This is a genomic window from Streptomyces sp. NPDC002838 (assembly GCF_040295365.1).
Taxonomy (GTDB): domain Bacteria; phylum Actinomycetota; class Actinomycetes; order Streptomycetales; family Streptomycetaceae; genus Streptomyces.
Window position 1 is genome coordinate 112,387 of the sequence record NZ_JBEOVF010000025.1, and the last position, 22,793, is coordinate 135,179.

Annotated in this window: 19 protein-coding genes and 1 pseudogene; 8 read left to right on the plus strand and 12 right to left on the minus strand. The window is 69.4% G+C overall.

The window, feature by feature from the left end:
* Window positions 1-8: 8 nt before the first annotated feature.
* The 3 genes from ABT063_RS28940 to ABT063_RS28950 form a co-directional block, all read right to left on the minus strand.
* Window positions 9-848 carry an SDR family oxidoreductase gene (locus ABT063_RS28940; RefSeq protein ID WP_351062208.1) on the minus strand — a complete coding sequence of 280 codons (840 nt, stop codon included), beginning with the start codon at window positions 846-848 and terminating at the stop codon, window positions 9-11.
* 139 nt (window positions 849-987) lie between these two features.
* Window positions 988-1,500 carry a hypothetical protein gene (locus ABT063_RS28945; protein ID WP_351062210.1) on the minus strand — a complete coding sequence of 171 codons (513 nt, stop codon included), beginning with the start codon at window positions 1,498-1,500 and terminating at the stop codon, window positions 988-990.
* A complete protein-coding gene (locus ABT063_RS28950; RefSeq protein WP_351062212.1) occupies window positions 1,497-3,182 on the minus strand; it encodes a PHP domain-containing protein in 1,686 nt (561 codons plus the stop codon). The genes ABT063_RS28945 and ABT063_RS28950 overlap by 4 nt, the downstream gene beginning before the upstream one ends.
* A 235-nt stretch (window positions 3,183-3,417) precedes the next feature.
* Here ABT063_RS28950 and ABT063_RS28955 point away from each other — a divergent pair, with 235 nt between their 5' ends.
* The 3 genes from ABT063_RS28955 (at window position 3,418) to ABT063_RS28965 (ending at window position 6,261) form a co-directional block, all read left to right on the plus strand.
* The gene (locus ABT063_RS28955; RefSeq protein ID WP_351062214.1) at window positions 3,418-4,737 is read left to right on the plus strand and encodes a jacalin-like lectin; all 1,320 of its coding nucleotides are present in this window, start codon (window positions 3,418-3,420) and stop codon (window positions 4,735-4,737) included.
* Window positions 4,738-4,886: 149 nt separating this feature from the next.
* Window positions 4,887-5,474, plus strand: coding sequence for a TetR/AcrR family transcriptional regulator (locus ABT063_RS28960; protein ID WP_351062262.1), 588 nt, complete (start codon window positions 4,887-4,889; stop codon window positions 5,472-5,474).
* Entirely contained in the window at window positions 5,467-6,261 is a 795-nt protein-coding gene (locus ABT063_RS28965; RefSeq protein ID WP_351062216.1) for an alpha/beta fold hydrolase, read from the plus strand. The genes ABT063_RS28960 and ABT063_RS28965 overlap by 8 nt, the downstream gene beginning before the upstream one ends.
* Here the strand turns inward: ABT063_RS28965 and ABT063_RS28970 are convergent.
* Entirely contained in the window at window positions 6,212-7,012 is an 801-nt protein-coding gene (locus tag ABT063_RS28970; RefSeq protein ID WP_351062218.1) for an isocitrate lyase/PEP mutase family protein, read from the minus strand. The two genes, ABT063_RS28965 and ABT063_RS28970, sit on opposite strands and share 50 nt — an antisense overlap.
* Before the next feature lie 420 nt (window positions 7,013-7,432).
* Window positions 7,433-8,038: a GPP34 family phosphoprotein gene (locus tag ABT063_RS28975; RefSeq protein WP_351062220.1), complete on the minus strand. Its 606-nt coding sequence runs from the start codon at window positions 8,036-8,038 to the stop codon at window positions 7,433-7,435.
* 389 nt (window positions 8,039-8,427) lie between these two features.
* Between ABT063_RS28975 and ABT063_RS28980 the strand changes: the two genes are divergently transcribed.
* From ABT063_RS28980 to ABT063_RS28990, 3 genes and pseudogenes are all read left to right on the plus strand, one after another.
* Window positions 8,428-9,414: a LysR family transcriptional regulator gene (locus ABT063_RS28980; RefSeq protein ID WP_351062222.1), complete on the plus strand. Its 987-nt coding sequence runs from the start codon at window positions 8,428-8,430 to the stop codon at window positions 9,412-9,414.
* A gap of 82 nt (window positions 9,415-9,496) precedes the next feature.
* A complete protein-coding gene (locus ABT063_RS28985) occupies window positions 9,497-10,039 on the plus strand; it encodes a DapH/DapD/GlmU-related protein (protein ID WP_351062264.1) in 543 nt (180 codons plus the stop codon).
* 191 nt (window positions 10,040-10,230) lie between these two features.
* Window positions 10,231-10,554, plus strand: a pseudogene (locus ABT063_RS28990) (amidohydrolase family protein); the annotation flags it as partial.
* Window positions 10,555-10,646: 92 nt separating this feature from the next.
* Here ABT063_RS28990 and ABT063_RS28995 read toward each other — a convergent pair.
* The 5 genes from ABT063_RS28995 to ABT063_RS29015 form a co-directional block, all read right to left on the minus strand.
* Entirely contained in the window at window positions 10,647-11,261 is a 615-nt protein-coding gene (locus ABT063_RS28995; protein WP_351062223.1) for an O-methyltransferase, read from the minus strand.
* Between the two features lie 55 nt (window positions 11,262-11,316).
* Window positions 11,317-12,285 (minus strand): NAD(P)-dependent alcohol dehydrogenase, encoded by a 969-nt coding sequence (locus ABT063_RS29000; protein ID WP_351062225.1) that lies wholly within the window; start codon window positions 12,283-12,285, stop codon window positions 11,317-11,319.
* Between the two features lie 190 nt (window positions 12,286-12,475).
* On the minus strand, window positions 12,476-12,793 hold the full coding sequence (locus ABT063_RS29005; protein ID WP_502990904.1) for a helix-turn-helix domain-containing protein: 318 nt from the start codon (window positions 12,791-12,793) through the stop codon (window positions 12,476-12,478).
* A gap of 135 nt (window positions 12,794-12,928) precedes the next feature.
* Entirely contained in the window at window positions 12,929-14,626 is a 1,698-nt protein-coding gene (locus ABT063_RS29010; protein WP_351062227.1) for a DUF2264 domain-containing protein, read from the minus strand.
* 68 nt (window positions 14,627-14,694) lie between these two features.
* A complete protein-coding gene (locus ABT063_RS29015) occupies window positions 14,695-15,735 on the minus strand; it encodes a rhamnogalacturonan acetylesterase (RefSeq protein ID WP_351062229.1) in 1,041 nt (346 codons plus the stop codon).
* A gap of 219 nt (window positions 15,736-15,954) precedes the next feature.
* Here ABT063_RS29015 and ABT063_RS29020 point away from each other — a divergent pair, with 219 nt between their 5' ends.
* The gene (locus ABT063_RS29020; protein ID WP_351062231.1) at window positions 15,955-17,634 is read left to right on the plus strand and encodes a rhamnogalacturonan lyase B N-terminal domain-containing protein; all 1,680 of its coding nucleotides are present in this window, start codon (window positions 15,955-15,957) and stop codon (window positions 17,632-17,634) included.
* Between the two features lie 26 nt (window positions 17,635-17,660).
* On the opposite strand, the gene ABT063_RS29025 is transcribed toward ABT063_RS29020, so the two are convergent.
* Both ABT063_RS29025 and ABT063_RS29030 read right to left on the minus strand, forming a co-directional pair.
* A complete protein-coding gene (locus tag ABT063_RS29025) occupies window positions 17,661-19,073 on the minus strand; it encodes an RICIN domain-containing protein (protein ID WP_351062233.1) in 1,413 nt (470 codons plus the stop codon).
* A gap of 1 nt (window position 19,074) precedes the next feature.
* A complete protein-coding gene (locus ABT063_RS29030) occupies window positions 19,075-20,169 on the minus strand; it encodes a glycoside hydrolase family 43 protein (RefSeq protein WP_351062235.1) in 1,095 nt (364 codons plus the stop codon).
* A gap of 320 nt (window positions 20,170-20,489) precedes the next feature.
* On the opposite strand from ABT063_RS29030, the gene ABT063_RS29035 reads away from it, so the two are divergent.
* Window positions 20,490-22,583: an autotransporter gene (locus ABT063_RS29035; protein WP_351062237.1), complete on the plus strand. Its 2,094-nt coding sequence runs from the start codon at window positions 20,490-20,492 to the stop codon at window positions 22,581-22,583.
* Window positions 22,584-22,793: the final 210 nt, after the last annotated feature.

The window sequence follows — 22,793 nt, forward strand, 5'->3', positions numbered from 1 at the left end:
ATCCGTTTTCACCCGGCGTCGAAGGCCGCCATGTTCTCCTGTGCCCACTGCCGGAACGGGCTCGCCGGGGAACCCGTGACCCGCGCGACCGTGTCCCGTACCTTCAGCAGTTCCTCGTTGACGTCCCCGCCCAGCAGATCGAGCACCGCGTGCGCGGTCTCGTCGCCCATGAAGGAGGCCATCTGCCGGTGGGCCTCCTGTCGGCTGATCTCGACGAGGGAGATGTCCCGACCCAGCGCGTCGGAGATGGCCGCGACCTGGCGCCGGACCGTGATGCGTTCCGGTCCGGTCAGGGCGTACGTCCGCCCCCGGTGGCCCGGCTCGGTGAGTGCCGTACGGGCCACCGCCGCGATGTCCGCGGGATGGACGGTCGGCAGCCCGATGTCCACGTACGGCGCCCGGACCACGCCCTGTTCACGGATCGACGGCGCCCACCACAGGGTGTTGGAGGCGAACTGGGTCGGCCGGAGGATCGTCCACGCCATGCCGCTGTGTTCGAGGAGGCGCTCGACGGCCAGGTTCTCACGCGCGGCGGGCAGATGCGGATGGGTCTCGACGGTGATCGAGGACACCAGCACCACATGCTCCGCGCCCGCGTGCCGGGCGGCCTCCAGGACATCCGCCTCCGCCCCCGTGCCCGGCAGCAGGAACAGCGAGCTGGCCCCGTCCAGCGCGTCCTTCAGTGAGTCCGCCTGCGCGAGGTCCCCCTCGACCACCTCGACCCCGTCGGGGAACGAGGCCCGCCGCGCGTCACGGGTCAGGCCTCGCACGGGTCCGGCGTTCTGCCTGTGCAGCTGCCGCAGCAGAGCGCTGCCGATGTTTCCGGTCGCGCCGGTCACGAGGATCATCGTGGTCTCTCCCTGTGCTGAGCGGTGATCATGTTTCAGCACGCTAGGACCTCGACTGCGCTTCAGGTCAAGGCAGTTCATCGTGCGGCCGGTTGGTGGTCTCCGGCAGCGCTGTCCAACCCACCCCGCTGTCGGCGCGTCAGTGGTCCACGCAGCACGGCGTCGGGGCCGGCACCTCGAAGGGGACCAGCGTGCCGCCCACCGCCGGCATGGCGGTGAGGACGAGCTCGCCGTCCTGCCACTGCGGTCGGACATGATCCCACGTCACCAGGCGGGTGTCCGGAGCCAATTGGCTGGACCCGCCCAGGACCGTCACGCGGTCGATCGCCGAGCGCGCGAGCACGCCGGCGATCGTCAGGGTGCCCGTGAGGGAGGAGACCCCCGGGTAGATCACCGCGCGGCCCGCCGCGTCGGGGACGCCGGGCGACACCTCGTACCCCCCGGCCGCGAGCCGCTCCCGGGCGGTGCGCAGGAGCGGCTCGGACGGCAGGGTGAGCGAGAGAGCTACCCGCGGGCGGTCTCCGCGCAGCAGGTGGGTGCAGCCGAACGCACCCTCGGCGAGGGCGAGTTCGGCTGCCAGCAGGTGGATCAGGTGGTCGGCCGCGCGCAGGTCCTTGATCCCCGCGTCCACGGTGAGGGCGTACGGCGTCACGAGGGCAGGACCCACACAGGGTTGGAGTAGAACCACAGGTCGCGCCACGGGTCCGCGTCGCCGACGACGTCGATGGCCGGACCGGCCGGGTCGACGGCGGCGCCCATCGCGCCGACGGCGGACCGGTTGCCGTCGCTGCCACGTAGGCGGACGTACAACGGGCGGTCCACGCGGCCCAGTTCGTAGCTGAGGCGCACGACGCCGGTCGACTTGTTCACCTCGTACGACCGCACGACCTTGGCCGTCGGCGCGGTGAACGTGTCCTTGTCCGGGACGGGGCCGGTCACATCACCCTGGATGACATCCACGCGCGCCAACTTGGGCACGAATCCAGCCCAGTTGGGGCCACCGGCCAGCGCCACGTCGACCGTCAGCGTGACGTTCGTGCCCTTCTTCACCCGCAGGGCACCGCCGAGCGTGGCCCAGCGGCCGCCGCCAAAGACGCGGGCGTCGAGGCCGCTGAGGAGCTGGCCGTGGTCGACCCAGATGCGGCCGGCGCGGATGCCGTCCATGACGGCGGCGTAGTTGAAGCCGTCGGCGCCGACGTGCGTACGGCTGTACTGACCGGGCCAGTAGTCGCCCTGGGTGATGTCGATCTTGCCGCCGTAGACCGGGTCCTCGTACCGGCCGTTGGCGTTGAAGTCGCCGCCCGGGCCGCGTACGGCGGTGTCGGCGTACACCTGGTGGGAGTCGGAGTTGGCGGTGATCCACCAGGGCTTGCCCTCGGCCAGGAGGCTGTCCCACAGGCCGCCGACGGTGGCGGTCATCCAGTCGAAGCCGCCCCAGGTGCGGTAGCTCTCCAGTGGGTAGCCGGGGAAGGAGTTGGCGCTGGGGTTGTTGTCGTAGATGCCGCGGGCCCGGGCCATGCCGAGCGGGGCGGGGAGGCCGGCGGCCTGGTGGCCGGGCGCGCCCTCGAAGCCGACGGCGATCTGGCGGCTCGGGTCGGTCGCGTCGCGCCAGGCGCGGATCTCGTGCGGAGAGTCGACACCGCGCCGCGCCGGGTGGTTGGCGAGCATCAGCGCGTCCTTGACCTTGCGGCGGCGGACCTGCTCGCCGAGGAAGGCCAGGCCCGCGACGGCGAGGGCCTCGTTGGCGGGCGTGGAGTCGGAGGCGCCCTTCACGCTGCCGTCGTAGTCGGTCTCGAACTGCTTGAGGACGGACACCTCGTTCTTGCCGGGGTGCACGAAGACGGTGCCGTGCTCGGCGGCCGGGATGTTCCACTCCAGGCCCTGGAAGACGAGGGTGTCCTCGTACGCGGCCCGGGCCTCCTTGATGTCCGGGTTGACCTTCTCCACACCGATCTTGGCGTGCGTGGCGTTGCCGTGGTCGGTGATGACCAGCCAGTCCATACCGTGCTTGGCACCCTGGCGGACCTGGTCGACGACGCGGTACTTGCCGTCGCTGCTGTACTGGGTGTGGATGTGGTGGTCGCCGGCCAGCCAGAGGAAGCCGTTCGTACGGCGGCCGTTGGTGGCGGCGGCAGGCGTCGCCCGACCGAGGACGCTCCCCGCGGCCAGGCCCGCACCCAGCAGACCCGCGCGGCGGAGCAGGGAGCGGCGCGACTGCTGCTCGGGGGTCAGGGCCTCGTCGGGCACGGAGGTGTCGAAGGCGGCGGGCAGGGCGGGAGCCGCCTCGTGCCCGTGCCCGTGCTCATGACGGTGGTGGTGATGCCCGTGCCCCATGCTGCGCCTCCTGAATACCGCTGCCTTCTGCGGCACCACTGCGCCGCCTGTGGAGGATCGAGGCGAAACATGAACTTTGTACGACCAAGGAGTGATCGGCAGCCGACCCGAACACGGCGGGTCGACCCGTCTCTCACTATTTCCCCAACTGACCTTTCCGGTCACACTGATTGACACTGAACTTGAGCAGCGTTCATCTTCCGCCCCGCTCCCTCCGACCGGAGAGACACCCCCCATGAGAAGACTCCTCGGCGCCCTCGCGGCCGCCACCCTCGCCGTCACCGGCCTCACCGCCACCGGCATGACGCCGGCGGCGGCGGCCACCACCGGTTCGTTCAACGTCCTGACGTACAACGTCGCGGGCCTCCCGGAGGGCCTGAGCTCCGGCAACCCGGAGAAGAACACCCCTCTGATCTCCCCGCGCCTCGGGGCGTACGACATCGTGAACGTCCAGGAGGACTTCAACTACCACGCGGCCCTCTACGCCGGGGACGACCACCCGCACCGCACGGCGACCAGCCGCGGCGTGCCCTTCGGCGACGGCCTCAACACCCTCTCGGACTACGCCTTCGAGGACTTCCAGCGGGTGAAGTGGAACAAATGCACCGGCACCAACTGCCTGACACCGAAGGGCTTTTCGCTGGCGCGGGTCCGCCTCGCCGAGGGCGTCTTCGTGGACCTCTACAACGTCCACACCAACGCGGACGCGACGGAGGACGCGCTGGCGGCGCGACGCGCCAACGTCGAGCAGCTGTCGGACTTCATCCAGGCGAACTCGTCCGGCAACGCGGTGATCGTCATGGGCGACACGAACACGCGGTACACACGCACCGGCGACAACATCCGCACGCTGGTCGAGGAGAACGGCCTCACGGACCCGTGGGTGAAGCTGGTGAAGGGCGGCACGCCGCCGGCGCAGGGCTCGGACGCGCAGGTGTGCCCCACGACGGCGCCCACGAATGACTGCGAGGTGGTGGACAAGATCCTCTACCGGGGCAGCAAGCTGCTCTCACTGTCGGCCACGCGCTACAACAACGAGTGGGCGTCCTTCCTGGACTCCGCGGGCGGCAACCTCTCCGACCACTTCCCGCACACGGTCGACTTCTCGTACACCCTCAACTCGTCCCTGAAGGCGAGCGACTTCTTCGGCGGCCCGCACGGCACGGCGTTCAACGACGCGGACGACCTGCCCGCGACGCCGTCGCCGCGCACACTGACGCTGCGCGGCGGCTCCCGCCTGGACGGGCTCTCACTCACGCACGACGGCGGTGCGACCCTCTCCCACGGCGGCACGGGCGGCACGGCGACGTCTCTGGCCCTCGCGTCCGGCGAGCACCTCAAGTCGGCGAAGCTGACGCAAGGCCAGAAGGACGGCCGCACACGCCTGTTCTCGGCGACGTTCACGACCGACAAGGGCCGTTCGCTGTCGTCCGGTACGGCGACGTCGGACACGAAGACGTTCACGGCGCCGTCGGGCTGGCAGATCGTGGGCTTCACGGGGAGGTCGGGGGACGAGGTCGACAAGCTCGGCGTGCTGTACGCGCCGATCAACTGACGGGGGTACGCACGGGCCTCCACCCAGACGATCTCGCAGATCGGAGCAGGAGGGTGGAGGTCCACGCCCGGGACGCCATATCTGGGCAACCTGCCACCCCTAAGGTATAACCTAGGGCCCCTAGGTAAACGACCATTTCAAGGGTGCCCATGCCTCGAGCCGGCCTCACCCCCGACCGCATCACCGCGGCCGCCGCCGATCTCGCCGACAAGGTCGGTTTCGACAACGTCAGCCTCTCCGCGCTGGCCCGCCACTTCGGCGTGAAGGACGCGAGTCTCTACTCGCACGTCAAGAACCTCCAGCACCTCCGCACCCGCCTCGCCCTCCTCGCCGGCGGCGAGATGATCGACCGCATCGCCGTGGCCGTGGCCGGGCGGTCCGGGAAGGAGGCACTCGCCGCCTTCGCGGGCGCCTACCGGGAGTACGCCCTCCAGCACCCCGGGCGGTACGCCGCCACCCAGATCCGCGTCGACCAGTCCCTCGTCGCCGACTCCCCCGCCCTGCGCCGCACCGCCGAGATCACCTACGGCATGCTCAACGCCTACGGCCTGGAAGAACCCGACCTCACCGACGCCGTACGTCTGCTGCGCTCCACCTTCCACGGCTACTGCGCCCTGGAGTCCACCGGCGGCTTCGGCCACCCCCGCGCCGTACAGGCCTCGTGGGACAAGGCGATCGACGCCCTGCACGTCCTGCTCGAACACTGGCCCCGCGAGGAGGGCGAGAGCGATGACTGACCTGCACTACGACGTCCGCGGCAGCGGGCCCGTGCTGCTCGTCGTCCCCGGTGGTGCCGGGCATCCCATGGGACTCGGCCCGATGACCGACGCGCTCACCGACCGGTTCACCGTCGTCACGTACGACCCGCTCGGCCTCGCGCACGGGCGGCTCGGCCTGCCTGTCGACGACCAGCGGGTCGAGGAGTGGAGCGACGGGGCACACCGCGTGCTCCAACAGACGCTTCCCGAGGGCGAGTCCGCGTACGTCCTCGGTACCAGCTCCGGCGGCATCGCGGCCCTCGACCTGCTCGCCCGGCACCCCGGGCGACTGCGGCACGTCGTCGCGCACGAGCCGCCGTGCGTGGGGGTGCTGCCGGACGGAGCTCGATGGCAGACCATGTTCCGTGAGGTGTACGGCACTTACCGCACGGCGGGACTCCAGGCCGCCGGCGCACGGCTCGGTGCCGGGCTGACGGGGACGACGCCTGAAGAGCATCCGCAAGGACAACCCCTGTCCCGCGCCGAGGAGTTGACCAGCCCCATGGCGCTCTTCCTCGTTCACGTCCTACGCCGGTTCACCTCGTACCTCCCCGACCTGACCGCCCTCACCACCTCCCCCGCCCGCCTCACCCTCGCCGCCGGCGTCGACTCCCGAGGGCAACTCCTCCACCGCACCGCCGAGTTCGTCGCCGAGCAGACGAAGAGCGACTTCGTCGAGTTCCCCGGCGGTCACGTCGGCGCCGTCGAGCATCCCGTCATGTTCGCCGAGCGGCTCGCGGAGGCCCTGACGCATCGGGGCGACTGAGCGCCAGGACATCGCCGTACGACGGCGCTGCGCCCCGCGGTGAACGGCCCGAGGCGATCTCCGCGACCGTCTCCAGGGCCGCGCCCAGCGCCCGCCGGTACAGCAGCGAGCCCAGGCTGACGCGGCTTACCCCGAGGTCGGCGAGGTGGGGGACGGTCGGGCCGGCGGGTGAGTAGAGGATGTTGAGCGGGGCGTCGAGGTGCCGTACCAGGGTGGCGATCAGCCCCGGGTCGGTCAGGCCGGGGACGAACACGCCGTCGGCGCCCGCCTGTCGGTAGGCGTCAAGGCGGGCTCTCGTATCCTCGCCGTCCCCGTCACCGAGCCAGTACGTGTCGGTGCGGGCGTTGACGAAGAGGTCCGGGGCCGCCGACTTGACCGCAGCGATCTTCGCGGCGTGCAGGGTGGCGGGGCCGAGGCGGTCCTCCAGGTTGATGCCAACGGCCCCGACGGCCGACAGCTCGCGGGCGAACTCCGCCACCTCGTCCGGGTCTTCGCTGAAGCCGTCCTCCGCGTCGACGGAGAGGAGGAACGGTTCCGTGCCGAGCGTGAGGGCGAGCCGCAGGGTCTCGTCGCGGACCGCCGAGGCCCCGTCGGGCAGCCCGGCGCCCGCGGCGACGCCGAGGCTGGTCGTGCCGATCGCCCGGAAGCCCTGGGCCGCGAGGGCCGTCGCGGAGGCGTGGTCCCAGGCGTTGGGGAGGAGGAGCAGGGGCCGGTCGGCGTGGTGGAGGTCGGCGAAGGCGAGGGCGGTCATGTCGGGAACGGTACGGGCGGGTCGGTTCGGCGCCGACCGAAACGTTCCGGCACCCGCCCCGGCCCGGATCTTCGCGGCAGCCTCCGCACCCCGGGCGGCGACCAAGGAGCATGACATCCGCAGGACGTGTCGTGAACGCACGGATCACGGGTGACATCGCCGTCCAGAAGGACGGGACGCTGGCCTGGGCGTACGTACCCGTCACGCCGTCGTACGCGAGTGCGCTCACGGGTGCGTCCCCGACCTCGACGAACCTGCGGATCGCACGGCTGGAGGCAGCCGACGGTCTCCGGACCGCGCGCAACGGAGTTGTCGGTGGTGCCGCAGTTGACCGCCGGAAGGACGGTTGTCACTGTCCGATCCGGTCGAGCTGTGGCTGCCGGGGGTGGCGGGCAACGACGGCCGACAGGCGTGTCCTTGTCACTGGCCACGCCAGATGTTGTCGAAGGCCGCGTCTTCGATGCGGCGCCGTTGCCTTACGGCTTCCAGTTCCGTCACTGCCTCGTTGACGGCAGCCAGTACGGTCGGGATCGGCCCGTCGGTGAGCTGCGCGAGGTCTGCGGTCGGCTCGTCGTGGATCCCGACGGCGGCTGCCAGAGCGGCGAGGACGAGCTCGCCCGACGTCCAGCGGTCGGCCGCGTGGCGGCGGGCCGGTGAGTCGACCGGCGCCGTGCGGTCAGCCGAGAAGGGAATCCAGCGATGCCGTCGCCGAGTGACCTGTCCTTCCGCCTCGAGGGCGGCGCGATAGGCCGCGGCCAGGCCACGACCCCGGCGCCACAGCCAGTCCTCGACGGTTTCGTACGGCGCCTGCTGGGTGAGCGACGACGACGCCTCGTCCAACAGACGGTCGTCCAGGGCCGGTTGCGTCCTGGGCACGATACGGTCGCCGTCGAGCGCGACGGCGTGGGCGTCGATGAGGTCGATCAGTTCGGCACCGGCGAGGGCAAGCGACAGGTCGCCCTGCTCGACGGGAGGACTGGACGGCACGTCCATGGTGACGAACATCAGGTCCCGCGGTGTGGTCATGAGGGGTTCCTTGTCCGAGGCGTCAGTGGCAATACGTCGCCGAGGGACCGGCCCGGCACCGAGTGCGACGCCAAGCACGGCGGGGTGTGCCCGGCCAGGTCGCAGGTCGGTGGCAATCATGCCGTCCAAGACCTCCGGAGAGGAGGTCAATGCGCAGGGCGTGTCATGGCCCTCGACGGGATCAGTCTCATGGCCGCCGGCGAAGGGCGGCGCGATCTGGCCGGCATGCCCATCGACCTGCTCCTGATCGGCAGCGTGATGCCCAGCAATCTCCGCTCAAGCACTGGGCTCCACCAGCCCCAACCCGCCCCTCCAAACGTTGAAGCGTGATCAAACAACCGATCCTCGGCGAGCCACAACGATCAGTTGTGCGCGCCTAAGGTGAACCAGTGGACACCGAGGCATTGCGATCGTTCGTCCGGGCGGCCGAGCTCGGACAGATGCAACATGCGGCCGATGAGCTGGGCGTGACGCAGCAGGCAGTCTCCAAGCGGGTCGCCGCCCTGGAGCGCGAGCTGGAAATCCGTCTGTTCACACGTACCGCCCGAGGAGTTGAGCTGACGCTCGACGGTCAGGCGTTTCTCCCCCACGCGCGGAGCATCGTCGCGGGTGTCGAGCGCGCCGTCACCGCGGTGAGGCCGGGCTCCCGGGCCCTTCGGATCGACGTTCTCGGCCTGCGAAGCGCGCAAGCCGTTGTTCTGCACGACTATTGGCGGTCGTATCCCCAAACCAACCTCGACGTGGTGACCCTCAGGGTCAACGACCCACGCGTGGCGGTCGCCGCCGTCGAAGCAGGCGATATCGACGCCTCGTTCCGTACCGTCACCGACCCGGACAAACTGCCGCCCGACGTGCACATGATGCACGCGTTCGACTCTCCGCTGGAACTTCTCGTCGGCCCGAGACATCCGCTCGCCTCCGCGCGGAGACTGACGCCACCCCAGCTGCGCAAGCACCGGATATGGGTGCCGGGTATCGCGCCCCGAAGCGAATGGGCAGAATTCTACGATCAGCTCGCCACCGACTTCGACCTACGCATCGACGCGGCAGGCCCGCACTTTGGAGACGAAGTACTCCTGGACACCCTCGCGGACTCCGCGGACGTGGCCACCCTCGTTGGGGCACGCGACCGGTACATCTGGCCGACGAACTACGACCTGCGCCGCATCCCTATCGTGAATCCGACCCTCGCATACCCAATCTCTCTCATCCTCCGCAGAACGAATCCACATCCAGGACTCCGTGGAATCATCACCCACCTCGGAAGCCTGCCAAGGCTCCCTGAGACGGTCTGGCTCCCGTCCTGGGCAACGACGCCACGGCGCGGCGACAGCGACATCGCACATGCTCGCAGGTCCCAACCCCGACAAAGGTGACTCGACCGGCTGCTGACAGCAGCCTCCACCAGCGCCTCATGAGTCTTTACCAGTCACCGGTACGCCAAGAAAGGATCGTGACATTTCCAGCGACCGTCTCATGCGCATCCATAGCGCCGAGTTCCAGGCCATGGCCGAGAGGGTCCTGCGAGTCACCGAGCTCACCTCCCGTCTGAACGTCCTGCCCTTCGAAGACGAAGCGGGCAAGGCGGAACTGTTCGAACAGATCCTCGGCAGGCCGCTGTCGACGAGAGTCACGATCTATCCGCCCTTCTACACGGACCACGGCCTTCACTTGGACCTCGCGGAGCGCGTGTTCATCAACCAGAACTGCACGTTCCTGGACTACGCCGGCATCCGGCTCGGCGCGCGCGTGATGGTCGGGCCAAAGGCCACGTTCATCACCGTCGGTCACCCGGTCGATCCTGAGGAGCGACGGGGCTGGCTGAGCGGCGCCCCCATCGATGTGGCGGAGAACGTGTGGATCGGCGCCGGTGCCACCATCCTCCCCGGCGTCAGCATTGGCCGTGATGCCGTGGTCGCCGCCGGCGCGGTCGTGACCGATGACGTTCCGTCGGCAAGCCTGGTGACGGGCAGTAAGGCAACCGTGCACCGACGGTGGTAACGGCCCTCTCCTGGGCCACGAGAGGGCCGTTACCATCCCAGTTGTTCTGACGGCGCCTCTACGTGACAGTGAGGACATGACTGCGCGATTCGTACGGCCGCTACCTCAACTCGTACAGCCGGCAACTCAATCCTGTCGCCACACCGCCGTGTTCACCCTCGTGCGCGACGACGTCGAGAGGAATCGGCCCCATGGGTGAAGTCGAGGCCGTGGAGAGGTTTCGGCGACGTATCGGGGTTCCAGGACTTGTCGACTTACACACGCACTTCATGCCGGAGCGGGTCCTGCGCAAGGTGTGGGAGTACTTCGACGCGGTCGGCCCGGCGACCGGTATCGAGTGGGGCATCACCTATCGGCACGAGGAAGACGAACGGGTCGCGCTGCTTCGGCAGTTCGGGGTGCGCGCCTTCACCGCGATGCTCTATCCGCACAAGGGCGGCATGGCCCGCTGGCTGAACGAATGGGCCGCCGACTTCGCGGGCCGCACGCCCGACTGTCTGCACACGGCCACCCTCTCTCGATGCGGTCGGGGGGCTGCACCATGTGCGGGCGGCGCGTACGGAGCTGGGCCTGGACCCGGTGATTCAGACGCCGGCTAGTACATCCACTACGTCGTCTGCTGCGTCCGTACGGCGATGAGCAGGCCGCTCGACCAGGTCAGCCGGGTGGTGCGGAAGCCGGAGCGCTCCTCCAGTGTGGCCAGCAGATCGGTCACGGCGGCCTCGTGACCGTCCGGCCAGCCGGGCTGGGGTGCGAGGTCGTCGATGACGTACATCCCGCCGGGCGCGACCAGCTCCAGGACCCGGTCGAGGTGAGTGAACTTCCCCGGCCAGGCGTCCGCGAAGACGAGGCCGAAGGGGGCGCCGTCGTACTCCTCCAGCCAGCGCCCGCCGTCGCCGGTCACGAAACGGACGCGCTCGTCGCCGTCGAACTGCCGCCGAGCGATGCCCTGCACGGCGCCGTCGAGCTCCACGCTCACCAGCTCGGCCGCCTTGTCCATCCCGCTGAGCAGCCAGGCGGTGCCTTCGCCGACACCGGTCCCCAGTTCGAGGATCCGACCGCCGGGGCGGGTCGCGGCGAGGGTGGCGAGCAGGCTCCCGGTACGGGGTTCGCACGACATGGTGAAACCGGCGGCTTGGGCGGCGGCCTGCAACTCCGTCAGGGCGGCGGGGAGCTGGTTGATGGTGGGGTTGTCGTCCATGCCGCATTCTGAAAGCGCCACGCCGAGTACCTCAACCCAATTCCGGCCCGCTGACCGGACTGGGGGCGGGCAGCCGTCAGATGGTGACGACGAGCTTGCCCCGGGGGTGGCCCTGCCTCAGGTGGTGGATGGCTGCGGGTGCCTCGGCGAGGGGGTAGGTGCGGTCGATGACCGGGGTGATCTGGTCCTTCTCGGTGAGGTCCTTCAGGGTCAGGAGGTCCTCGCGGCGGGTGAGGGAGATGAGGTTGCGGAGGTTCTGGGCGATGAAGGGGGAGAGCAGGACGGCCCACAGGCCACGGCTCATACCGCCGAGGAAGCCGCTCCCGCCCTCGCCGCCGACGATGACGAGAGTGCCGCGTGGCGTGAGGGCTCGGCGGAGTACGGGCAGCGGCCGAAGTCCCGCGTTGTCGACGATGACGTCATAGCGGTGCGGGCTGTCGGTGATGTCCTCGCGCGTGTAGTCGATGACGTGGGTGGCGCCCAGGGACCGGACGAGGGCCGCGCCGGCGGGACCGCAGACGCCGGTGACCTCGGCGCCGTACATCGTGGCGAGCTGGACGGCGTACGTTCCCACGCCGCCGGACGCGCCGATGACGAGGACCCGTTGACCGGGCTGGGGGCGGGACTTGCCGCTGAGGGCCTGGAGGGCGGTCATGCCGGAGACGGGGAGGGCGGCGGCCTGCTCGAATGTGAGGTTGGCGGGCTTGAGCACAATCTTGTCGGCCTTGGCACGCGCATACTCGGCGAAGGCCCCCTCGCAGTTGCCGAACACCTCATCCCCCGGCTTGAAGTCGGTCACCTTCGCCCCGACCGCCTCGATGCGCCCGGCCCCGTCCCAGCCGCGGACGGGGTTCTTGGGCCTGCGAAGTCCGAGGGCGACCCGGGCCACGTACGGCTTGCCTGTCATCAGGTGCCACACTTCGGGCCCCACACCGGCGGCACGTACCTCGACGAGCACCTCGTCGTCGCCCGGTACGGGGCGGTCGATGTCACGCAGGTCCAGGAGATCTTCCGACCCGTACGCATCCTGAACGATCGCCTTCATAGCCGTAGGTCCCCTTTGCGGTCTCTGACACCGAACAACCCGGGTTGCGCTGAGCATCCCGACGGATCGAACGTCTGACCAGATTCCTGAGTACGGTCTTGGGGCCGGGCGCGATGAGTTTTCCTACGGCGGACGCCCTACCGATCGACGACCCAGTGACCCGACGGGGTGCCCGTTCGTCGGCCCGCGATCAGATCCCCCACCCCGGCCCGCGCCCAAAGCTGCCCAGCCAGCCCCCCCCCAGGTCACAGGGACGGTGATCCAGTACGGCCTGCCGGATCGCCTGCTGCTCGACCGCATCGAGAACCTGATGCTCGCCGACCCGGCACCCACGCGGCCGGGCCACCAGCGCCTCGCGCCCACCCGCCAGCCACTTCGCCCACCACTTGTCCACCGCCTTGAGCGAGACCCTGAACACCGTCGCGGCGCCACCCGGATTCCGCTGTCGCGTCCATTTATGCAGGTCGTCAAGGCTGGTGCTGGGACAGTCGGACAGCTGCTGGGACACTCTCCGACTACGCCGTCTACGCGGTGTGGACTCTTGCGGCTCTGGCGACCGTCGCCGTGGTCAGTCGTCTGCCGCGGCGGCAAGTGTTCTGATCCGTAGAAGGTTGTAGAGGCCTGTACGAGAGTCCGTACGAGGTTACGAGACGACCGCTCCATCCGCCGGCCGGACCCGCACCTCCGGGCCTCCGCTCCAGCGGACATGGATCTCATCCGCCCCCTCCACCCGCACAGTGACCGTCGCGACCAGCGGAACCGGTTCCGGCTCGGCGGTGAGGCGGGCCAGCGCGACGAAGAGCGTGTCGCCGTCGCCCGTGACGCCCGTGAGGTCGTCGCTCAGGCCTACGACGGGAAGCAGTTCCGCCCGCACGCCGTCCCTCGCCGCCCACCCGGTGACCCGCACCGGCGTCCCCGGCTTGGCGCCCGTCACGAGATGGACCCGTACCTCCGCCGCCCCGTGCGCCAGCACCACGCTGGTCACCCGCGCTCCCCCGCCCGCCTGGTGCCGCGAGGCCACCCACCCGTCCCCGACACCCAGCGGTTCGATGCCGGTACGGCTGGGATCGTCGCCGACGATCACGCTGTTGTCGCACGAGGCGGACGACGCCGACGAGGCCGAAGGCTCCGTCGCCGTCGAGTACGCGAGCCGCGTGTAGTAAGGGTCGTAACGGACGTCCTCACTGCCGTGGTTGTGCAGGCGGACCACGCCGTCCGAACTCGTCGACTGGAGCAGCCAGTTGGGGGCGGGGATCGGCGTCACCGCGTCCGTGCGTTCGGCCGGGCCGGGTTCCTCCAGGGCCGTCCAGACCTCGTGGTCCGGTGGGAGCAGCAGGCCCAGGAAGCCCTTGCTCGCCCAGTACGGCGACGCCGGTCCCGAATAGCCCTGCAGCACTGCGGAGTTGGGGCCGTGCCAGCCGAGGGTGAGCCGGCCGCTCTCGTCGACCGCGCCCCGGTCGAGGAAGTACTTCAGTGCCCCCGAGGCCAGGCGCCGCGTCTCCCCCGGCGGCAGCGGCGTACGGCCCGTCAGGGCGCCGAGCCACAGCGGGACCGTCGTCGCGAAGCGGTAGGTCAGAGAACGTCCCTGATGCATCGGGGCGCCGTCGCCGCCGAACAGGCGGGCGTAGTCGGCGAGATAAGCCTCCAGTCGGCCACCGTATACATTCAACAGTCGACTGTCGTCTGCCAGCCATGCGTGCAACACCGGATACAGGTGCATGGCCCAGCCGTTGTAGTAGTCGAACTTGCGGCCGTCGCCGTCCGTGTACCAGCCGTCGCCGACGTACCACTCCTCGATGCGCTCCAGACCCCGGTCGATCGCCTTGCGGGACGCCTCGGGTTCGTACCCGACCGACAGCAGGAAGCCGCCGACCGTGACCGGGAACAACTCCCAGTTGCACGGCCAGGCTTCGGCCGTCAGCGCGTCGCCGAGCCAGGCCGCCGCCCGCTGCCGTACATCCTCGTCCAGGCGGTCCCACAGCAGCGGGCGGGTCAGGCGCAGCGCGAGGGCGATCGACGCCGCCTCGACCATCGGCTGGCTGCGGTCCTCGATGCGGGGCCAGACGCCCGAGACGCCGGCGGCGAGTCCGTCGGCGTACCGCTCAAGGGCCGTCTCGTCGCGGCGGAACGCCGCCAGCAGCAGCGTACGGGCGTAGCCCTCCAGGCCGTCGGAGAGCCGGCCGGACCAGCTCTCGTGGTCGCCGGGGAAGTGGTAGAGGGCGCGGTCCTCGGTGGCGTACGTCTCCACGGCGGCCAGCAGGGCGTCGGCGGCCGCCTCCCAGTGGGCACGGGTGTAGCCGGTGTGCGGGCTGAGGGTGCGGTCGTCGGGGGGCAGGTGCATGGCTCTCTTTCCGGCTCGGACGGTTCAGACCTGGGGCGCCCCGGTTCCGGTCGGAGCGCCCCAGGCGTTCATCCCACCCTGACCAGGCCCTGCGGCACCAGGTGCTGGGCGACGAGTTCGTCGCGAACCAGGCCCGCGTAGACCGTGGCGCCGTGGGTGGAGGTGTGGGTGTTGTCCCGTTTCTCGTTGTAGAGGTACAGCGCCTTGGAGGCCTCGACGCCGAGGGCCTCCACGACCGCCTTCGTCTTCGCCGTCAGGTCGACCAGTGGGACGTCCTCGGCGGCGGCGACCGAGCGTATGACGGCCGGGTGGTCGACGCCGAGTCCGTTGACCAGGAGCGCGGTGTTGTTGTTCAGGGTGCCGTCGGAGTTGAACCAGCGTCGCACGATCGGGGTGACGAGGACCGGCTTTCCGCCCTTCTCCCGCACACCCGCCACCAGGCTCTCAAGATTGGCCCGGTAGGTCACCTCGTCCGTCGTCTTGTCGTTGTGGGCGAGCTGGATGAGGACCAGGTCGCCGCGGCGGATCTGCGGCTGGACCGTGGCCCACAACCGCGTGTCGGCGAGATACGACACCGTGCTCTCGCCGGAGTCGGCGTAGTTGGCGACGGACACGCCCTTGCGCAGGTACTGGGGCAGTTGCTGGCCCCAGCCGGAGTACGGGTCGCCGGGCTGGTCGCAGACGGTGGAGTCGCCAACGAGGAAGATCTGGCGGGCGTGCCGGGCGGGGGTCACCTTGATGTCGGCGAGTGCGGGGGCCGGGCCGCCGAGTACGAGGTCCAGGCCCGGAGTGCCCTCGGGGCCGGTCGGCTCGCCCTCGGGCGTGCGGACGTTCACGGTGAAGCTGCGAGCGATCCGCTCGCCTGCGGCAACCGAGGTCTCGGGGAGCAGCGAGCGCCGGGTCTCGCCACCGATGCTCGTGCTCGACTCGGCGTCGCCGCCGAGGAGGACCTTCACGTCGTAGGTGCCGGGCGGGACGTCGAAGTGGCAGGCGGTGGCGGTGCAGTTCTCGATGCCCAGCGGTTTCCGGTCGTGGGCCTGGGCCGGTAGGGCGGTCAGGCCGGCGCTCAGGGTCAGCGCCGCCAGTAGGGCGAGGTTGAAACGTCTCATACGGCTCCTCCGACACTCCTGCGACAAGGCCTGGCCGCAGGACGGTACCGCTGCTGGCAAGCGCTTTCTAGACCTTGGACCGGATTTGCAAGGTTGCCAACCTCCAGGGAGCGAAAGCCCTTTCGCGAAATCGATTCAACTGTCACTCTGCCAACCATCACACGCACCCGCACCCCCACATCCCCCTCCCTCCCCCCTCCCTCCGAAGGAGGCACCCCCATGTCCGGATCCTCGAACAGACCGGTCCGTCGCCGTACCTTCGTGCTCGGAACCGCGGCCGCCGCCGGTTCGGCCGCCCTCGCCGGGCCGCTCGCGCAGAGCGCGTCCGCCGCCGGCTTCGGGTATACAGACGACGGTTCGCAGTACGTCGTCGACACCGGCGCCAACCTCGTATTCAAGGTCAGCAAGACCAACGGCGACCTGACCTCGCTGGTCTACCGGGGCGTGGAGTACCAGGGCTATGGCGGCATGAACTCGCACATCGAGTCCGGCCTCGGCACCTCCACCGTGAGCATCAGGCAGTCCGGTTCGACGATCCTGATCTCCGTCGCGTACGGCACGCTGAAGCATTACTACGCGGCCCGCAGCGGCGAGAACAACGTCTACCTGTGGACCAACAAGGCCGACACGTCCGTCTCCGCGACCCGCTACATCGTGCGCGTGAAGAAGGGCCTGTTCCTCAACGACGAGCCCGACTCCTACACGTACACGAACAGCACCATCGAGGCCTCGGACGTGTTCGCGAAGTCCGACGGCCAGACCCGCTCGAAGCATTTCTCGAAGCTGCGGGTGATGGACTACGACTACATCGGCTGGAGCAGCGGCGGCGTCGGGCTGTGGATGGTGCGCAGCAACCACGAGAAGGCCTCCGGCGGTCCCTTCTACCGCTCCCTCCTGCGCCACCAGAGCGCGGACGGCGGCGGCCTGTACGAGATCCTGTACTACGGCCAGAACCAGACCGAGGCCCAGCGTTTCGGCCTCCAGGGCCCGTACGTCATCTCCTTCACGGACGGCGGAGCGCCCTCCTCGTCGCTCTTCCCGGGCGCCCTGACCACCTCGTGGGCCGACTCGCTCGGGATCTCCGGGTACGTCGGCGCGAGCGGCCGGGGCCGGGTCGCGGGGGTCGGCATCACGGGCCGGAACACCGCGCACGCGTACACCGTCGGGCTCGCCAACTCGGCGGCGCAGTACTGGGGTTCGGCAAGGGCGTCCGACGGCTACTTCTCGATCGGCGGGGTACTGCCGGGGACGTACACGTTGACCGTCTACAAGAGCGAGTTGGCTGTATACAGTACATCGGTGACCGTATCCGCCGGCGGGACGACCACCCTCAACTCGATCGCCGTCCCGTCGTCGAACGACCCGAGCAACGCGAGCGCGATCTGGCGGATCAACGACTGGAACGGCACGCCGAGCGGCTTCAAGAACGCCGACCTGATGACGTACGCGCACCCGTCGGACGTCCGGGCCGCCGCCTGGACCGGCAACGTGGTGATCGGCAGCGGCAGCGAGACCTCGGCCTTCCCCTGCTACCTCTGGAAGGACGTCAACAGCGGCCTGCTCGTGTACTTCAGGCTGACCGCCGCCCAGGCCGCCGCCGCGCACACCCTGCGGATCGGCGTGACGACGGCCTACGCCAACGGCCGCCCGCAGGTCGCCGTCAACGACGCCTGGACCTCGGCCATCCCCTCGCCGCCCACCCAGCCGAACACCCGGTCGCTGACCAACGGCTCGTACCGGGGCAACAACCACACGTTCACGTACAACGTCCCGGCGTCCGCCTGGAAGACGGACACGAGCCAGTACAACGTGCTCAGGATCGACGTGGTGAGCGGGTCGGGGACGACCGGCTTCCTCAGCGCGGGGACCTCAATCGACGCGATCGACCTGCTGGCCTGACCGTCTGGCCATCTGGTCGGTGGTCTTCATGTTCCGCGCGTCCACTGCTGGTTGGTCGCTCCATTGCAGGTGTACGTGATGATCGCGGCGGAGTTGGCGGTGGACGCGCCGTTCACGTCCAGGCACTCACCGGTCGCGCGGGACTTGATGTTCACGTAGGAACCGGTGGTGGTCACCGACCACTGCTGGTTGGTGGCGGAGGCGTTGCAGTTCTCCTGGGTGACCGTGCTGGCGTTCTCCCGCAGGCACAGGGAACTGTTGCGGACCATCAGCTGGTAGTAGCCGCTGCCGACGGACTTGAACCAGTACTTCTGGTTGTTGCCGCCGTTGCAGTCGTACTGCTTGATCTGCGCGCCCTGCCACAGCGACTGGCTCGTCACGTCCGCGCACCTGCCGCTGTGCCGGGCGATCAGTGTGTTGTACGTGGCGCTCGTGCCGCTGATCGTCCCGGCGGCCGTGTCGATCGTGACCTCCGGCGACCAGGACATGGACATCGAGGTCGAGTTCGGGAAGGCCAACGGCAGCCACACGTACCGCGAGTCGTTGACGGTCCCGCCGAAGGAGTTGCCCCAGCGGTCGCCCATGTAGAGGTACGAGGTGCCCGAACTGCCCTGCACGGGAAGGACGTACGTGGTCTGCGAACCGTATGTCGTCGAGTCGCCGACGTTCTTCATCGCCGACCAGGGACCGGCGAGGTTCGTGGCGGTGGCGTACTGCTGCTGGTTGGGGTTCCAGCCGGTCGCGCCCGAGGTCAGCATGAAGTAGACGTTGCCCCGCTTGAAGAGCGCCGGCGCCTCGCGGTGGCCGCCCGGCCAGGGGTTGGCGACCAGGCTCGCGATGCCGGTGTAGTCGGCGGTGAGCCGGTAGATGTGCAGGTCGTAGTTCTCGCGGGCGGCGGAGATCATGTAGCCGGCGCCGTCGGTGTCGACGTAGACCGTGATGTCACGGGACATGTGCTGGCCGAGCGGGCGGAAGCTGCCCCGGTAGGTGTAGTTGCCGTCGACCGTGTCGGAGACGGCGACGGCGGCGCGGGCCTCGCTGTAGTCGGTGCCGTTCTCCTTGTGCATCCACATGACGAACTTGCCGGTGGAGGCGTTGTACATGACCTTCGGGCGTTCGATGTTGGCGGTGGCCAGTTCGGGGGCGCTCGACTCGGTCAGGACGTGGTTGCGGAACTCCCAGTTCTTCAGGTCGGTGGAGCGGTAGGCGTCCACATACCGGAAGGTGTTGTCGGCGTTGCGGTGCTCGCCGAACCAGTAGTAGTAGTTCCCGACCTTGATGACGCCGCCGCCGTGGGCGTGCACGGGGTTGCCCGAAGTGTCGGTGAACTGCGTGCCGTTGGTGATCGTCTGAGGTGCGGCCTGGGCGGGTCCGGCGGTGGCCAGGGCGCCGAGCAGTGCCAGGCAGAGGGCGAGGAGGGCGGCGTAGGCACGTCTCATCTCACGCACTCTCCTTCACCGTCGCGGCGGCCGTGTCGGCCACCGGTATGCCGAAGTTCGGGGTGCCGTCGGCGTTCCAGCCGAGCTTCTGGACGCGGGTGTGGCGGTTGGGGTCGTTCAGCGGGTCGCCGTTGATCTCCTTGTACTGGCGGGCGTGGTAGACGAGGACGTCACTGCGGCCGTCCTCGGCGACCGTGAAGCTGTTGTGGCCGGGGCCGTACTGCTTGGTGGTGTCGTTGCTGGTGAAGACGGGCGTGGGCGACTTGGACCAGCTGGCCGGGTTCATGAGGTCGCTGTCCACGTCGGCGGTCAGCAGGCCCATGCAGTAGTTGGCGTCGGTGGCACTGGCCGAGTACGACATGAAGAGGCGTCCGTTGCGGGTGATGACCGACGGGCCCTCGTTGACCTTGAAGCCGATGCATTCCCAGTCGAACTCCGGGGTGGAGAGCCGGACTTGGGGGCCCTTCAGGGTCCACGGGTTCGCCATCCTGGACAGGAAGATGCCCGTGTTGTTGTCCAAGCCGGGCTCGTGCTGCGCCCAGGCGAGGTAGCGGGAGCCCCGGTGGGTGAAGGTGGTGGCGTCGAGGGAGAAGGTCTCCCACGCCGTCTTGAGCTGGCCGCGCTCGACCCAGGTGCCCTTGAAGGGATCGCGGCTCGCGTTCTCCAGGACCCAGATGCGGATGTCCCATATTTTCTCGGCGGGCGCAGCGGCGAAGTAGATGTACCACTTGCCGCCGATGCGGTGGATCTCCGGCGCCCAGATGTGCGCACCCATGTTCCCGGTGGCGTGCTTGCGCCAGATGACGGACTCGGCGGCGGTCGCGAGGCCGTTCAGGGTGCGGGAGCGGCGCAGGATGATCCGGTCGTACTCGGGGGCGGTGGCCGTGAAGTAGTAGCAGCCGTCGGCGTGACGGTGGATGTGCGGGTCGGCGCGGTTGCGGACGAGCGGGTTCACGTAGGGGGCTGCCTTCGGGGTCGGGGCGGCGTGGGCGATGCCGGGGGCGGCCGCCAGGGCGCCGGCGGCCAGGGCGCCCTTCAGCATCAGTCTGCGGCTGGGGGCCTCGGCGGCTTCGGGCAGGTCGTTGTCGCGGCTCATGCGGACTGCCTCTCGGGGGTGGGGTGTCCTGAGAGTGACGTTCGATATCACGAACACCATTTGTTATGACGAACGCCGAAAAGGTAAGGGTGTGGAACGGGGAGGTCAACGGGTTGGACGGGATGAAGAATGCGCTTTCTGTAAGTGGGGGGTGGGACTGCTTGATCCATGCCGGATCCGGTCGGCCGCCTGCCGGATTCTGTCGACTGTCTGCCGGATCCGGTCGGCCGCTTGTCGAATCCTGTCCGCTGTCCGCCGGATGCCGGATCCTGTCGACAGATTTCTGTTATCAGTCGCCGTCCCGCCCCGTCTCCGCTCACGTGCGCAGCCATACCCACAAGACAGCAGCGGCCGTCGGCGCCCTCGCGGCCGTGGCCGCCCTCACCGTCATCGCTCCCCCGGCGGCAGCGGCCGGCCCTCGCGACGTGACCGCCGACGTGCTCGCCGACCGGGACGTGACGCTCAGCGGCGACACGGTCGTGACCGTGCGCTCGGGGACAACGATGTACGACGGCGTGTTCCGCGGCGAGGGCACGCTCACCGTGCGCGGCAGCGGAACGCTGGTGCTGACCAAGGACAGCGACTTCACGCTGCCGAAGGCCCGGCAGCGGCAGAAGGTGAGCACGCAGGGCGGCAACCACCCCTACGTCACCGTCACCAACCCGGACCCGCCCGCCATCACGGTCGAGCGCGGCGCCACCTTGCAGTACGGCAACGGCGGCACGACCGGCCTGATCGGCCACTTCCCGTACAACACCCCGGCGTTCCGGCTCAACCAGGACAACATCCGGGTCAACGGCACCCTGCGGCTCTCCCTCAAGAGCGCCTACAACCTGGGCAACATCAGCGGCTCCGGGCTGATCACCCAGCCGAGGTTCCTCTGGGGCACCTGGGACCTGTCGGGCACCCACTCCTTCTCCGGGGTGATCGACAACGGCACGCAGATGAACGCCGGGCGCCCGGAGTACGCGACGTCACTGCCCAACATGCGCAAGATCCTCAACCAGGGCACCTTCACCGTCGACACCCCACTGGGCCAGACCGTCACCATGGGCATGGACTTCTACCAGCGCGAGTACGGCAGTGACATCAACGTCCAGTCGCGGCCGGGCAGCAAGGTCGTCCTGACCGGGCAGTACAGCTGGTCGAACCAGGGCGGCGACACCGATCCCTCGCTCAGCGATCCCGCCCTGAACTGGACGCCCGCGCGCAAGAACGTCAACAAGCGCGGCACGAACATCAAGGGCGCGAACGTCCAGTGGGGCGACGGGACGACGAACAAGATCTTCATGCCGGGCACCGCCGAGACCGTCTACATCAACCTGCTGGCGGCGCGCTCCCGTTCGATGCTCACCTTCGACTACAACGGCCCGGTGACGCTCGGCGCGCCCATCGGCGGCGGCCGCTTCCACGACACGCTGTCCGCGCCCGGCGCCGGGGACATCGTGATCGCGGGGACGCGCGGGAACGACGTCACCTTCGCGGCGAAGCAGTACTACGACGGCTCGACGACCGTGGAGAAGGGCGCGGTGCTGCGGCTGGGGTCGAGGCAGGGGGACGGTTCCCTGCTGATGGGCAGCGAGCGCCGTCGAGTCGTGAACGACGGAACGCTGGTCGTACAGAACGCCTCGACGCCGGTGTCGCTGTCGCGGGTGAGCGGCTCCGGGGCGTTCGTCCAGTCCGGCGCGGCGACGACGACACTGACGGGCACGGCGGTGACGTACACCGGGACGACGACCGTCAAGAAGGGGACCCTCGCGCTGCGCTCCGGCGCGACGCTCGCCCGCAGCAGGTCGATCCGGCTCACCTCGGCGGGGGCGCGGCTGGACGCGGGGACGGCGGGGCTGCGGGTGACGACCACGCTGACCGGCAAGGGGACGGTGAAGGGGGCGGTGACGAATGAAGGGGTCGTCGCGGGGGGTCTCACCGTCTCCGGTGGCTACACCCAGAGTGCGAAGGGTGAACTGGTCCTGCGGGACAAACCGTTGAAGGTGACGGGGCCGGTACGGCTGGCCGGGGACCTGGATCTGTCGGCCGCCGGGACCGACCCTGCACGCGAGATCACGGTGCTCGACCACGCGGGGCGCTCCAAGACCACCGGCGCGTTCCGCGACCTGAAGGAGGGCGCGAAGCTGAAGCTCGCCGACACGACGTACCGGATCAGCTATCGGGGTGGGGACGGCAACGACGTCGTGCTCAGCGCGGTCGCCGCGAGCCCGTCCCCGTCCGTTCGCGATACGGCGTCGCCCGGGGCCGTCGCGGCCGAGACGCGCACCGCGAACACCGCGAACACCGGTCTCGGCTGGTGGCCGTACGTCCTCGCCGTCGGGCTGCTCATCGGGCTCCTGGTGCCCGCGGCCCGGCGTACTCGCCGTGGACGGCGGAGGAGTGGACGGCATGCGGCGCACGGCTAGGGCCTGTCCGGCGGATCGTGCCGCAGACGCGGGGTCTGCACGCCCATCTGCCGTGTTCCTGCAGCTGCACGCTCCCCCACGCTCGAACACGCTCGCGCGGGGGCACGCCCATCCCGGAGCCACCCCCGCTCACCGGCGTTGACGGGGCGCCGCTGCTTTCCTGCGACCTGATCCGCCGGACAGGCCCGAGGGCCCTTCTGATGGATCTCC